This window comes from Shewanella fodinae, assembly GCF_014651955.1.
Lineage (GTDB): Bacteria > Pseudomonadota > Gammaproteobacteria > Enterobacterales > Shewanellaceae > Shewanella > Shewanella fodinae.
On record NZ_BMXW01000001.1, the window covers coordinates 76,765 to 90,501 of the forward strand.

12 protein-coding genes are annotated in these 13,737 nt (G+C 48.9%); 6 read left to right on the plus strand and 6 right to left on the minus strand.

Annotation, left to right across the window (positions count from 1 at the left end; genetic code table 11):
- Window positions 1–181: 181 nt before the first annotated feature.
- Complete coding sequence (gene acs / locus IE064_RS00340; RefSeq protein WP_189615390.1) at window positions 182–2,137, plus strand: acetate--CoA ligase; 1,956 nt, start codon at window positions 182–184, stop codon at window positions 2,135–2,137.
- A 138-nt stretch (window positions 2,138–2,275) separates the two neighbouring features.
- A complete protein-coding gene (locus IE064_RS00345; protein WP_189615393.1) occupies window positions 2,276–4,864 on the plus strand; it encodes a PAS domain-containing protein in 2,589 nt (862 codons plus the stop codon).
- A gap of 6 nt (window positions 4,865–4,870) precedes the next feature.
- Here the strand turns inward: IE064_RS00345 and IE064_RS00350 are convergent, their stop codons facing one another.
- The 6 genes from IE064_RS00350 to IE064_RS00375 all read right to left on the minus strand — a co-directional run bounded on the left by IE064_RS00350 (window position 4,871) and on the right by IE064_RS00375 (window position 10,069).
- Window positions 4,871–5,221 (minus strand): DUF3802 family protein, encoded by a 351-nt coding sequence (locus tag IE064_RS00350; protein ID WP_133038746.1) that lies wholly within the window; start codon window positions 5,219–5,221, stop codon window positions 4,871–4,873.
- Window positions 5,222–5,380: 159 nt separating this feature from the next.
- Window positions 5,381–6,019 (minus strand): pyridoxamine 5'-phosphate oxidase, encoded by a 639-nt coding sequence (gene pdxH / locus IE064_RS00355; protein WP_189615395.1) that lies wholly within the window; start codon window positions 6,017–6,019, stop codon window positions 5,381–5,383.
- 11 nt (window positions 6,020–6,030) lie between these two features.
- Window positions 6,031–6,960, minus strand: a complete 930-nt coding sequence (locus IE064_RS00360; RefSeq protein WP_189615973.1) for an adenosylmethionine decarboxylase — start codon at window positions 6,958–6,960, stop codon at window positions 6,031–6,033.
- A gap of 48 nt (window positions 6,961–7,008) precedes the next feature.
- On the minus strand, window positions 7,009–8,919 hold the full coding sequence (gene speA, locus IE064_RS00365; protein ID WP_133038744.1) for a biosynthetic arginine decarboxylase: 1,911 nt from the start codon (window positions 8,917–8,919) through the stop codon (window positions 7,009–7,011).
- A 25-nt stretch (window positions 8,920–8,944) separates the two neighbouring features.
- Window positions 8,945–9,820: a polyamine aminopropyltransferase gene (gene speE / locus IE064_RS00370; protein WP_189615396.1), complete on the minus strand. Its 876-nt coding sequence runs from the start codon at window positions 9,818–9,820 to the stop codon at window positions 8,945–8,947.
- Window positions 9,821–9,922: 102 nt separating this feature from the next.
- Window positions 9,923–10,069, minus strand: coding sequence for a hypothetical protein (locus IE064_RS00375; RefSeq protein ID WP_165900099.1), 147 nt, complete (start codon window positions 10,067–10,069; stop codon window positions 9,923–9,925).
- Between the two features lie 412 nt (window positions 10,070–10,481).
- Here IE064_RS00375 and IE064_RS00380 point away from each other — a divergent pair, with 412 nt between their 5' ends.
- Genes IE064_RS00380 through IE064_RS00395 form a run of 4 tightly spaced genes read left to right on the plus strand, consistent with a single transcriptional unit; the run spans window position 10,482 to window position 13,737 of the window.
- The gene (locus IE064_RS00380; protein ID WP_189615398.1) at window positions 10,482–11,312 is read left to right on the plus strand and encodes a CvfB family protein; all 831 of its coding nucleotides are present in this window, start codon (window positions 10,482–10,484) and stop codon (window positions 11,310–11,312) included.
- 20 nt (window positions 11,313–11,332) lie between these two features.
- On the plus strand, window positions 11,333–11,959 hold the full coding sequence (locus tag IE064_RS00385; RefSeq protein ID WP_189615400.1) for a YceH family protein: 627 nt from the start codon (window positions 11,333–11,335) through the stop codon (window positions 11,957–11,959).
- Between the two features lie 42 nt (window positions 11,960–12,001).
- Window positions 12,002–12,841, plus strand: a complete 840-nt coding sequence (locus IE064_RS00390; protein WP_189615402.1) for an ABC transporter permease subunit — start codon at window positions 12,002–12,004, stop codon at window positions 12,839–12,841.
- Complete coding sequence (locus tag IE064_RS00395) at window positions 12,838–13,737, plus strand: ABC transporter ATP-binding protein (protein ID WP_189615404.1); 900 nt, start codon at window positions 12,838–12,840, stop codon at window positions 13,735–13,737. The genes IE064_RS00390 and IE064_RS00395 overlap by 4 nt, the downstream gene beginning before the upstream one ends.

Here is a 13,737-nt window from a genome sequence, read left to right on the forward strand (position 1 = left end):
CATCATAGGTCGATCATCAGATGATTTAAAAACATTCAAAGTGGTATTACCTACGTTTTAATTACAAGTATAACTACATGATTAATAATAATTAATTCTATCTAGACCAATGTCTAATAGAGGCCAAACAAGGTTGCATCCCATACTTTGCGTCAAGTCACAAAAATAACGGGAAGTATCCATGAGCAATCAACAAGCAATTTATAAAGTGCCCGCAGCTATTGCTTCCAGTGCGCTGGTCAACGACGAGAAATATCGCAAGATGTATCAAGAATCTGTCGTTAATCCTGAAGGATTCTGGCGCGAACACGGTAAACGCATCGACTGGATCAAACCCTACAGCAAAATTAAACAAACCTCTTTTGATGATCATAACCTATCCATTAACTGGTTTTATGACGGCACATTGAATGCCTGCGTTAACTGTGTCGATCGCCATTTAGCGCAAAATGCTGATCGTACCGCCATTATCTGGGAAGGTGACGACGCCAAAGAACAAAGAACACTCAGCTACGGTCAACTACATGTTGAAGTGTGTAAATTTGCCAATGCTCTGCGCAGCCAAGGGGTGCGTCGTGGCGATGTCGTCACCATGTATATGCCTATGGTGCCAGAAGCAGCCATTGCCATGTTAGCCTGTGCCCGAATTGGCGCGGTGCACTCCGTGGTGTTTGGCGGTTTCTCTCCAGACTCTATCGCATCACGCATCAAAGATGGCCGTTCCAAAGTCGTACTGACTGCCGATGAAGGAGTGCGTGCCGGACGCACCATTCCATTGAAACGTAACATTGATGAAGCTCTGTCTAAGCCAGATGTTACCACCGTCGAAAAAGTGATTGTGCTGAAACGCACTGGCGGCAGAATTGACTGGCAGGACGGCCGCGATGTCTGGTGGCATTCACTCACTGAAACCGCCTCAGAATTCTGTGAAGCCGAAGAGATGGGCGCAGAGGACCCATTATTCTTGCTTTACACCTCCGGTTCCACCGGCAATCCCAAAGGGGTGCTGCATACCACAGGTGGTTATCTGGTGTATGCGTCGATGACCCACGAATATGTGTTTGACTATAAACCCGGGGAAATTTATTGGTGTACCGCCGATGTGGGCTGGATCACCGGCCACAGTTATATGGTGTATGGACCGCTGGCTAACTGTGCCACGGTTCTGATCCATGAAGGCGTCCCCAACTGGCCGTCGCCAGCCCGCCTCGGTGAGATTGTTGACCGTCATCAGGTCAACATTCTCTATACCGCCCCGACACTGATCCGCGCCTTGATGGCGGAAGGTAAAGAACAGTTTGATAATTTCAAGGGCGATTCATTACGTATCATGGGTTCTGTCGGCGAACCCATCAATCCAGAAGCTTGGCGCTGGTATCATGAGGTCATTGGTCATGAACATTGCCCAATTGTAGACACTTGGTGGCAGACAGAAACCGGCGGCATTCTGATCACCCCCTTACCCGGCGCGACTGATACCAAACCTGGCTCCGCCACGCGACCATTTTTTGGGGTGCAACCCGCCTTGGTTGACAATAATGGCACCATCTTAGAAGGTGCGACTGAAGGTAACTTAGTGATATTGGATTCTTGGCCGGGACAGATGCGTACTGTGTATGGCGACCATGAACGATTTGTGCTGACCTATTTTAAAACCTTCCGCGGTATGTACTTTACTGGCGATGGTGCCCGTCGTGATGAAGACGGTTACTACTGGATCACCGGCCGTGTAGACGATGTGATTAACGTATCTGGCCACCGCTTGGGCACCGCCGAAATTGAAAGCGCCCTAGTAGCACACGATTTAGTTGCTGAGGCGGCCGTGGTGGGCTATCCCCATGATATCAAAGGCCAAGGTATTTACGCTTATGTCACCCTGACCAAGGATACTGAGCCATCAGAAGCGCTGCGCCAAGAGTTGCGGCAGTGGGTTCGCAAGGAGATTGGGGCCTTGGCGACACCCGATCTAATCCAGTGGGCCAGCGGTTTGCCCAAGACTCGCTCAGGTAAGATCATGCGGCGATTCCTCCGCAAGATTGCCGCTAATGAAATCACGAACCTGGGTGATTCTTCAACACTGGCAGACCCAGCGGTTATTGATACTTTGATTGAAACGCGGCTCAACCGCCCAGAATAATTCACCTCCTGTCATTGCCCCTCATAATTGAGGGGCTCTTTTTGCAAGCAAGTGAATTTGTTCAAATAATGACAAGTCCTACATCTCAGCGCTATGATGTAAAAGCCGGTTGTTGCTGCCGCTAAAACGGACTTTCCCATGACTCAGCTGCGCTTACCTCACGTTTCTCCGCTTTCCAGACCCTCCTGGCGTAATAGCTTGTCGGCAAAATTTATTTGGGTGCAGTTATTTGTTGCTTTCATCATTATCGCCAGCACCATCGGGGTATTGTGGATTATCCAGCGAGATCAGCTATTACGGCAACAGCAAGAACTTAACTATACCTACGGACAAGTAGTGATTTCCCGGCTTAAGGAGATCACCGGACAATACGAGTCATTGGTGATAGCCATGGCAAGTGTTGCAGGCTTATATCAGCAACAACCACAAAAGTTGCAGCAGTTAATTCCGGCGATGCTGGACAGCAAGCGACAGGACGATCTTATCAGTGGTGGTGGTATCTGGCCCGAACCAGGAGAACACCCCGCGGCGCCGATACCCAGTTTGTTCTGGTACCGCGATGCGACTAATACCTTGGTGCAACTCTCCGATTACAATCGTAATGCGGTAATGCCATATCATACCGAGGAATGGTACCGCCCCACCCGTCTATACCCGGCAGACGTAGCATTCTGGTCACCGGCCTACCGCGACCCTACCACTGGCATCACCATGGTTACAGCATCGGTGCCCGTGCGGGTCGAACATAAATTCGTTGGTGCGGCCACCCTCGATATTGGTGTCAATGGCATCAATGGGCTGTTTCACGATTTATCTCGGGATCTCAGCGGTTATATCATTGCGCTAGACTATCGTAACCGCTTGTTGTCATTGCCTCAGGGACTACAACAGCATCTTCCTACCAACCCTAGCCAGGTGGAAGATATCCAATGGCTCAGCGATAAAATGCCGGTATTTTCAGCATTACGCCCAGCACTGCAGAATGTTGATGATGCCATCATCCGTCAGGCGCAACGACAGCCGCAGTTTACGGATGCGCAACTACAGACTCTGCCTTCGCTGGTCAACAACCACAATGATTTGTTAAAAGCGATTGTAGAAAATACACCGCAAAATTGGCCGCCGACAGCAGAATTGATCGATACCATAGAGTTGCCGCAGGATCCGTTATTAGCAGAGGATGCTATGGTCTCTGTCTTTCTGATGCCGGGCACTTTCTGGAAAATACTGGTGGTAACGCCTTTGTCTCAACTGCACCACAACGCCTACATGCTTGCTGGCAAAGTAGGCTTTTTTCTGGTGATTATCCAGTTATTGGCAATGTTGCTGCTGTATCTGTTACAACGGCGCATATTTATCAGCCCGATCACCCAGATAGCGGAGACATTACAAAATCAGGATCTGGCGGCACTGGAGATATTGCAGCGGGAACGACAGGATGAATTTGCGGGTCTTGCTAATAGTTTTCTCAATAGGGTTCAACAGCTGGAAGCGGAGATGGCGAGCCTCTATGCCACCAATCTAGCGCAGGAGCAGCAGTTGCAAGTGCAAGAGTCATTTCAGCAGGAGCTGCGTAACCGTACAGAGCAGCTAAACTCGTTGCTTAAATTTTCCCAGCACATCATTCATATGAAAGATCTCAATGGTTGCTACACCCTGATGAATGATAAATACTGCGAGCTGCTTGGACGTGAACGCGAACAACTGCTCGGCCATAGCGATCAACAGCTATTTCCCAACATTGAGCAGCCTCTGACAGCTCAGCATGAACAGCGGGTTTTACAAACGCGGGCCCCTTTTAGTGCAGAAGAACCTCTGCATATTCATCAAGGTGGCGTGCGGCCGTTTTTCGTCACTCGTTTTGCCATACGTGACGAGTTAGGCGAACTCAATGGTGTAGGTGCTATAGGTTTTGATCTCAGTGGCGTAAAACGTAACGAGGTAACACTTCAAGCTGAAATCAAGCAACAACAACAGCAATTGCAACAGCTACAGCAACTGGTGCAACAGCAGAAACAGCAAAAGCTATTGGTCATTCAGCAACAACAACGGGAAAGTCGCTATCAACAGCAGCTATTGGAGAAAATCAACCAGTTGCAACAGCAAGAACAGCCTCTCCCTAGATTATTGAGCATGTTGGTTGGCAGATTAAGCCAGCAGTTGGATCAATTATCCGCCGCCATTTACCAACAACCTGCCACAGTAATTGACCATCAGATCCTCCAACAGGCTGAAGGCATGCGTCACTTGCAGGCGTTGGTGAACTATCAGCACAATGAGATCCAGCCGTTGGAACTGTCGCAATTTTTCAATCATTTACTGATATTTATGGCGCCAGAACTGGCAGCAAAGCAGGTACAAGTGAACTTCAATAACGGTCAGCGCCTGATAGCTGTGGGGAAAAGCTGGCAGCATCTGTTGTTGTTCTACCGCCTGTTGCAAAACACTATCAACGATGCTTATCTAATTGATCAACCAGAGAAATTACTAACAATTAGTATCAACAATTCGGATCAGAATGTCTCTGTGGAGCTAGTAGATAATGGTAGAGGGATGGATATGACGCAGCAAGAACGACTCAAACAGCAGTGGCATCAACAAACCACCGATAGCACCTTAACAGCGGTACATTATTACCTAAAAACCCAGTTACACGGAAACATGACGCTAGTTTCAGCGCCGGGGAAAGGCTGCAAAATTACCCTATCAATCCCAGCGCTGGTATAAACTTGACTACTGTCGCAACGCCTTTTCAATTTCCTGATCAAACAGATTTTTTACCAAACCAGTAAATTCAGTAATGAAGTAACTCTGCTCGCGGTTCACCGGTTGCCGACCACATCCGGCGAGGATTTCCTCCAAGTCGTACATGATGGCATCCACTTCGCGAATAATGGTATTTCGCTGAGCAAACGATAGTTCCGGGTTCTGCCCACAAACGACAATAATCTGCGCCGCCAGCAGATCTTCAAACACTTCCATCACGGTACTACCATCGACACCGGTACCCGCATTTTCGAACAATCCGAGATGCTCAGTCAGATACTGGATGAGATGGGCATAGCCTTCTTTGTCGGTTACCATTGCACTTCCCGCTGCTAACAAAACACGGTTGTTGGTTTGATGCTTTAGATTAACCGCAGTGAAATAATTAAGAAACTATCAGCTAATCGAATTTTGCACCCGCTACTATTTCAGAGAGATTATAACCACTTTTTGCAACAGTTTTACTGACAGTTTTGCTTAAGGTGCTAAACGATCGATCTGCCAGCCATCACCACTGCGACTATATAAAAATCTGTCATGTAACCGATGCTCGCCCCCCTGCCAAAACTCGATACTATCCGGTACCACTCGGTACCCGCCCCAAAATTTTGGTAGTGGTACTTCTCCTCGAGAAAATTTTGCTTTCATTTCCGCAAATTTCGACTCAAGTGCTTGTCTGGCAGAGATTTTACTGGATTGTTGTGACACCCAGGCGGCTATCTGACTGTCTTTCGGACGCGTCAGAAAGTACTTCAATACTTCAGCTGTAGATAAGGCTTCAGCTTTCCCTGTCACCGCTACTTGCCGCTCCAACGGATGCCAAGGGAACAACAAACTGATATGAGCATTTCCTGCTAGTTGTGTGGCTTTACGACTTTCAAGATTGGTGAAAAAAACAAAGCCATGCTCATCAAAACGTTTCAACAGCACAATCCGTTGAAAAGGTTGACCGCTGGCATCCACAGTGGCGACCACCATTGCCGTAGGATCTGTTAGCGGCGCATCTTTAGCCTGCTGCATCCATAATTCAAATTGCGCCATCGGTTCGGCCGCCAGATCGGCACGACGTAACCCACCCAGCGTATACTCGCGGCGAATATCACTTAAATCAGACATCGACATACTCCTCAGATAGCTTCCGGTAGCAGTTTTTCATGACAAAGCTGCTGATAATGACTGAAATGTAGCTGGTAACCATGTTCCAAGGCGATATTAGCGCTGCCAAGGCAAATGTGTGCCGGAAACCCGCACGTGGCGTGAGGGGCATTAAAGCGGATCACATCCCAACTCCCCGGATCCAGTACCCCGAGCAAGCGGGCAAAAATATCCAGTGGTTGCACCGCCAGATCCAAGTTGGTTTCAAAACTCACGTAAGAGCTGTTTTCCTGGGGCGTGACATGAATAGTGATATATTCGCGTCCGCGAATACCATTTACAGAATAACCAAAGGGCTCAAACAGAAAATCATCGAAACTGAATCCCGGCAGCATCTCCTCTAACGCCAATGTGACGCGCACGCCCGCTGTCGTCTGTTTATCGCTGCGCAGATATTCAGCCGCATCACCGCCGATATGGTACATCAATAGTTCGTTGGTAATGTCAGACGCCTCTGCCTGATACGGTTTATCTGTATAGAAAATGTAATGGTGGTGCGAATCAAGATGACCGATTCGAAACGCTTTACCACTGATTTTCTTACGCAACAGTTGCAGATCATCGGCAAAACTGCTGGCCTGCAGATGTGACAGGTACTCATTCTTCCGCTGATAGCTGAGGAAAGCTATCGCTGCCTCTCCCAACTGCTCAACAAAATGGGTTGCGGCATGTACCAATGTGGTAGTGCCGCAAGTCAGCATCAAAAAGCGGTTGTCCCAGACAAATAGACTGGACTCACTCAACAGGTAAGCATCGCAAAAATCGTTGCTCACCGATGACAGAATTTCCGCATGAGCCTTGGCAACCATTCCTTCCCAGAAGGGCCTGCCCAGTGCGCGCAGCGAAGGCGTAGCTGGCGTCACTATGACTTCAATTTTTTTTTCAGAACCTTCAAAAAACATCTTTTCTAACCTGATGCAGGCACGCAGGCCTGCTGTCATCCATCCTGCTTATGAGAAATCTTCTAGGTAGGTGTAACCTTTGATCCCCAATTGCAGCTCTTCCAGAATCGAAGCGCGCTCATCTTCGACAATATGAGTGTTGACCAGCTCTTCATAAGTGCGCATAAACGATACCGCATCCAAGTTTACATAACGTAAAACGTCCGCCACGGTATCACCGGCCAGCACAGTTTCAATATTGGGTAAACCATTTTCGTCTACACGAACCACTGCGGAGTTGGTATCGCCAAATAGATTGTGCAGATCGCCAAGGATCTCCTGATAAGCCCCCACCAAGAAAAAGCCTATCAAATAAGGGCTTTCTGCACTCCAGGCGGGAACTGGCAAGGTTGTTTCAATCCCTTGCCCATCCACGTATTGGTCAACGGTGCCATCTGAATCGCACGTAATATCCAGCATCACCGCCCTGCGTTCCGGCTGTTTATCCAGACCACTCAAAGGCAGTACTGGGAACACCTGGTCAATCCCCCAGGCATCGGGCAGCGATTGAAACAACGAAAAGTTAACGAAAAATTTGTCGGCTAGCTTTTCATTGAGTTCATCAATAATCGGCCGATGATAGCGATTTTTAGCACTCATCATGCCCTGTAATTCATGGCAGACACGCAGATTGGTCTGTTCCGCCCAAGCACGCTGTTGCAGCGTCAATTGCCCCAAGGCAAACAACGAATGTGCTTCAGCAAGGTCTGACTGGGTATCGTGGAAAATCTCAATCAGCGCTCTAGAATCGCCACGTTCACTAATCTCACACCAAGACTGCCACATGTTATGCAACAACTGCGGCGCTTCTTCATCTGGTGCGGTTATCACTTCAGGAGAATAGGCTTCAGTACCGATAACATCGGCAATCAATACCGCATGATGTGCTGTCAGATAACGACCGGACTCAGAGATAATCTGCGGCACTGGCTGTTCATATTCCTGACAGACGTCATTCAAGGCACTGACAATGTTGTTGGCATATTCGGTCAGGCCATAGTTCATGGAGTTATTACTCTGGCTGCGGGTACCATCGTAATCCACCGCCAGACCACCGCCGACGTCAAAGCAGTTGATGCCACAGCCCAGTTGTCGTAATTCGCAGTAGAAACGCGCCGCTTCACCTACGCCATGGCGAATATCACGGATATTGGCAATCTGCGATCCCAAGTGGAAATGCAGCAGTTGCAAGGAGTCAAGCATGTCGTTTTCCTGCAACTCATCGACCACTTTCAACACCTGTGCGGCTGACAAGCCAAACTTAGACTTTTCACCACCGCTGGCCTGCCACTTGCCTTTGCCCTGCGACGCCAACCGCGCCCGCAGACCAAGTCTGGGCTTCACCCCCAGTTCACGGGATTCACGCAGCACTATTTTCAGCTCGGACATTTTTTCCAGCACGATATACACTTTATGGCCGAGCTTCTCGCCTATCAGTGCTAGACGGATATATTCCTTGTCTTTATAGCCGTTACAGATGATCACTGAACTGGCTTTCTGCGCCATGGCCAGCACCGCCATCAGCTCTGGCTTACTGCCCGCTTCAAGACCAAGTTGCGGTACCGTTTTGCTGATCTGGCTGGCCAGGATCTCTTCTACCACGGCTTGTTGTTGGTTCACCTTGATGGGGTAAACCAATAAATAATCAGCACCATATTCATATCTGTCTATGGCATGGTTAAACGCCTGACACAAGCTGTCTACTCGATGGCATAAGATCTGTGGAAAACGCACCAGCACTGGCAAACTCACACCGGCTTTTACCATGTCCTTTGCCAATTCACTTAAACTGATACGGTTGCCACTGGCAGGATCAGGTGAAACGGTAACTTCGCCCTGATCATTCACACCGTAAAAACCCTGGCTCCAGTAAGCAACGTTGTAACCGTTGCGAGCATCATCAATGGACCAATCACTCATTCTATTATCAGCCTGTCAAAATGGGTTATCGGGTAACCGTCATTGCTGACGCCACCGCTTGTTCAACATAAGCAGGCAAGGCAAAACTCGCCTGATGCACTGCTGGTGTGTAGTAACGAGTGCTGATTGCCGCCCGTTGAAAACGCTCCTGCAACACCGCCAAGGGTAATTGGCGGGCGTTCTGATCATCTGTGGCCCAAGCAAACACCATACAGCCACCAACATAGGTGGGCACTGCTGCCTGATAAAACCAACAGTCTTGCACATATGAACTGATGCGCCGCACGGTATTTTGTACTTCATCCAATTGCATAAATGGCACACCATTTTGCGCCACAAAAATACCGTTAGCAGTAAGACAACGCTTACAGTTCTGATAAAACTCAGAGCTGAACAACACTTCACCGGGACCACATGGATCGGTGCAATCCGAAATAATCACATCAAACTGCTGTTGGCATTCACGCACAAACGCTAAGCCATCGGCAATCACTAACCGCACCCTAGGGTCGTCAAATGCCCCAGCAGAATGGTGCGGCAAATATTCCCGACACATCTCCACCACGGCACCGTCTATCTCAACCATGGTGATGTCCGTTAGTTGCCGATGTTTGACAACCTCTCTGAGCATGCCACCATCGCCGCCACCGATGATCAAAACCTTGCGGGCATGACCATGTGCCAGTATAGGGACATGCGTTAACATCTCATGGTAGACGAATTCATCCCGCTCTGTGGTTTGAATCACACCATTAAGCGCCATCACTCGTCCCATCTGACGATTTTCAAAAATGCTCAGATGCCACTGTGGCGTCTTTTGCTCATACAGCATGGCGTCAACTTCAAAATATTGACCGTAGGCGCTATGAAGTGTTTCTAAATATTGTGGTTTCCCTTGCATCTAATCTAATCCAGAACAACGGGTAAAACGGGACAAAGACACTTGCCCGGCCACTTCCCTAGGGGAATGCCGGGTAACTCAGGTCGCGATTAGCGCGACAGATCAATGGGAATTATTGGCCTCTTCGCGGCCAGAATTGATACGGATAAGCGTGAGGTGTTTCAGTCCCAGATCATCATAATTGAAACTGATCGGAAACAGGTTCTCTGGCACCTTACGAAAAGATGCGGCAAGTAAATGGTTGTGCATTAGCTAAAGACCCTCTTAACCCCGAGCCAGTATCAAGACCAAGCAACGGTTAATGACTCATAAACCATAAAACCCAACTACCCACGCTATGCATCAGCATGAATGGTTCATACCTGCAAAACGGCGCAATTAAACCCTGCTATGAGTGATAATGCAAGCAGGAATATCAGTTTATTGCATGGTTTTTGACACAGTAACAATTTGCCATAGCGGATTCAACCTTTAACATATTGAATTTCGATTTAAATTCATAGCGTTATACTATTTACTCATGAACGTACATCAAGCTTTTTTACGTGTCATCAGCGGCTTACCCGTTAACGCCGCCCCAGATTAACAATCCATCTAAGCATCTACCGCCAGCTTACGGTATAATCCGCCCGTTTATTGCCAACACGATGACAGAGATAATATGGCCGAACTAGGAAAACGTTGTACGCTGGAAGTAATTAAGCAAGTGGACTTTGGCGTTTATTTAAATGCTGGGGAACTCGGACAAGTGCTGCTTCCCAAAAAGTACGTTCCCAAAGAGTGTCAGCCGGGTGACCAGGTAGACGTTTTTCTGTATCTGGATTCTGATGACACACCGATTGCGACAACGCAAAAGCCATTGGCACAAGTGGGCGAGTTTGCCTACCTCAAAACCATCGCTACCGGCCGTTACGGAGCCTTCCTTGACTGGGGTTTAGATAAAGATCTGTTATTGCCGTTTGGTGAGCAGCGCAAGCCCGCAGAAGAAGGCCACAGTTATTTGGTCTATGTCCATCTGAATCGCGCAGATGAGCGCATCGTCGCTTCCGCTAAAATTGATAAATTTATCGATCAGTCGCCAGCGCGATATAAAGAGGGACAACAAGTCGAACTGATCATCGCTGGCACCTCAGATTTAGGGTATAAAGCCATCGTCAATAACCGCCATTTGGGCGTTATCTACCAGAATGAAGTTTTCCGAAAATTGCGCTTCGGGCAACGGCTACCAGGCTATATCAAACGAGTTCGCGCCGATAACAAACTGGATCTGACGCTGCAAAAAGGTGACCGACAAGAGCTGGACCAACAATCACAGCAGATCCTGCAAAAACTGCAACTGGCGGGAGGCTATCTACCCTTTGGCGATAAAACCGCACCGGAAGTGATTTATGCCGAGCTTGGTATGAGTAAAAAGGCCTTCAAAAAATCTATCGGTGGACTGTTCAAGGCCGGGAAACTGGCCATTGAGGATGATGGTATCCGCCTACTCTGAACGAACAACAAGGACACGCCATGACACTGGACAGTATTGAAACTCGCATTATTGGTTGCCTGCTGGAAAAAGAGGTTACCACTCCAGAACAGTATCCCCTGTCACTCAATGCCCTGACACTGGCCTGCAACCAGAAAACATCCCGCGACCCGGTGATGAATCTCAGTGACAGTGAAGTGCTGGATGGACTGATGCGCCTGCAGCAACAGCGATTAGTCACTGAGGAAAGCGGATTTGGCAGCAGGGTCAGTAAATATCGCCACCGTTTTTGTAATACCGAATTTTCCGATCTGCAGTTCCCAGCGCCACAAGTGGCCATTATCTGTCTGCTACTGCTGCGAGGGCCACAAACAGCGGGAGAGTTAAGAGCTAGGGCACAGCGACTTTATGAATTTCGCGATATTGACGAAGTGGAACACCATCTGCAGGCCTTGCTGGATAAATCGTTGCTGCAACAGCTACCACGGGAGGCTGGCAGACGTGAAGTCCGTTTTACCGAACTGTTCAGCAACGTTGCTGAAACCATACCGCAAGCGGTCAGCAGTGTTAGCAGTGGCGAACCGTTAGCGGCACGGGTTCAGCAGTTGGAACAGCAGGTGGCAGTGCTTGAACAGCTGGTCGCTGAGCTACAACAAGCCATACGCTGATTTATCACGCCGATCTTTAACACCAAAATTGCAGGGGATCCCATGGGGCTAACTTCTAAAAAAACACACCCAGGCAGCTGGCATAATATCCGGCAACTGGCGTTGTTTGAACTGCAACGCTTGTTGTTGCAACGCCGAGGACTACTGGCATTACTGACGTTTGCCTTATTATGGTTATTGTTTTTGGCTTATCCCATCAAAAGTGCCGCTGAACTAATGACAGATCCGAGTATGCGAGATCTAGCCGCCGCCATTGATAATAAAATACTAGCCCAATTGTTCAGTTGGCCTGTTGCTGAGTTGGCAGTGTATTGGGCCATATCCCTTTACCTGTTCCCGATGTTCTGCATCATGTTGGCCGCAGGCCAATTTGCCGCAGACAAGCAACGCGGAACCTTACGTTTTCTGACACTGCATTGCGGTCGTGAGGCATTATTTTTCGGCCGTTTTCTGGGCATGATGCTGATCCAGCTGTTGTTGCTGATACTGACCGTTGCCGCCACCATAGCGCTGGCAATGATAAGAGAGCCCTCCCTTAGCGGTGTGGCGATTACCGATGCCTTCTGGATCACCCTTAATCTGTTGATTGTGCTATTGCCCTATACGGCGTTGATGTCGGTGCTGTCACTGGTGGCAACCTCTAACCGACAGGCCACCATTTATGCGGTGTTATTCTTTACCGTGTCGGCCATTTTACTGCCGCTGTTGGATTATGCCCTGCCACTGCTGGGATTCCTGAATTATCTAGTCCCCGGCATGCAAACCGATGGTTTGCTCGCCATCAGTCCCAAAGCGGCGCTCAGCAGCGCCCCGTTGCCAATTATCCAAAGTATTGCCTATCTGGCGCTGGGACTTCAGCTAATCAAACGGGGTGATCTATGAATCTGTTGCGATGCCATGGTTTGAGTAAACGTTACGGCAATAAGCTGGCGCTTGATAATGTCGATCTGACCCTAGAAACTGGCAGCCCAATCGCGCTGGTAGGGCCTAACGGTGCAGGTAAAACAACACTGTTGAGTCTGATGCTGGGGTTTATTAAACCCAGTGCTGGTGATATCAAAGTGTTGGGTAAGCAACCAGGCAGCGCAGCGTTGCTGGGCAAAGTGGCCGCATTACCCCAAGACGCCGCATTAGATCCAGATTTCAGTCTGCTAACCCAGTTGGCGTTATATGCACGCCTGCATGGTTTTAACGGCAAAGCGGCAGAAAACGAAGCATTGCGGGTGCTGGCGTTGGTAGGATTAGTCGATGCTGCGCGTTCATTACCCAAAGCGTTGAGCCACGGTATGGGCAAGCGCGCCGCCATTGCGCAAGCGCTGATCGGCGCGCCCAAACTGGTATTGCTGGACGAGCCCACTGCCGGACTGGACCCTGTCAACGCGCGCAACATCCGTGACCTAGTGAGTAACCTGGCCGCTGATATTACTTTTCTCATCAGCTCTCATAACCTTGAAGAACTGGAAAAACTCTGTGGCAAGGTGTTGTATCTGGACCACGGCAAACTCAGCCAAGCTGTTGATTTGACGACCCAAGATAGCCAGACCTATCTCACATTGCAGATGCAATCTTGCGACATGGCGGCACTGCAAACACAATTACAAGGTTTGCCGGGGATTGAAGCGATTCAACCAAGTGGCAAACATACGCTGATACTTAAGTATCAACCAGTGCTCGGTGAACAGTTGGACATTCAACTGCTGCAGTTACTGCATCAGCAGCAGTTGCAGTATCGAATGTTAATAAAAGGCAGAACGCTAGAAGATCAGCTGTTTTCCTGA

Coding starts and splice junctions, on each gene's coding strand:
- acs (WP_189615390.1), top strand. CDS start 182: ATGAGCAATCAACAAGCAATTTATAAAGTGCCCGCAGCTATTGCTTCC.
- IE064_RS00345 (WP_189615393.1), top strand. CDS start 2,276: ATGACTCAGCTGCGCTTACCTCACGTTTCTCCGCTTTCCAGACCCTCC.
- IE064_RS00350 (WP_133038746.1), bottom strand. CDS start 5,221: ATGGTAACCGACAAAGAAGGCTATGCCCATCTCATCCAGTATCTGACT.
- pdxH (WP_189615395.1), bottom strand. CDS start 6,019: ATGTCTGATTTAAGTGATATTCGCCGCGAGTATACGCTGGGTGGGTTA.
- IE064_RS00360 (WP_189615973.1), bottom strand. CDS start 6,960: ATGTTTTTTGAAGGTTCTGAAAAAAAAATTGAAGTCATAGTGACGCCA.
- speA (WP_133038744.1), bottom strand. CDS start 8,919: ATGAGTGATTGGTCCATTGATGATGCTCGCAACGGTTACAACGTTGCT.
- speE (WP_189615396.1), bottom strand. CDS start 9,820: ATGCAAGGGAAACCACAATATTTAGAAACACTTCATAGCGCCTACGGT.
- IE064_RS00375 (WP_165900099.1), bottom strand. CDS start 10,069: ATGCACAACCATTTACTTGCCGCATCTTTTCGTAAGGTGCCAGAGAAC.
- IE064_RS00380 (WP_189615398.1), top strand. CDS start 10,482: ATGGCCGAACTAGGAAAACGTTGTACGCTGGAAGTAATTAAGCAAGTG.
- IE064_RS00385 (WP_189615400.1), top strand. CDS start 11,333: ATGACACTGGACAGTATTGAAACTCGCATTATTGGTTGCCTGCTGGAA.
- IE064_RS00390 (WP_189615402.1), top strand. CDS start 12,002: ATGGGGCTAACTTCTAAAAAAACACACCCAGGCAGCTGGCATAATATC.
- IE064_RS00395 (WP_189615404.1), top strand. CDS start 12,838: ATGAATCTGTTGCGATGCCATGGTTTGAGTAAACGTTACGGCAATAAG.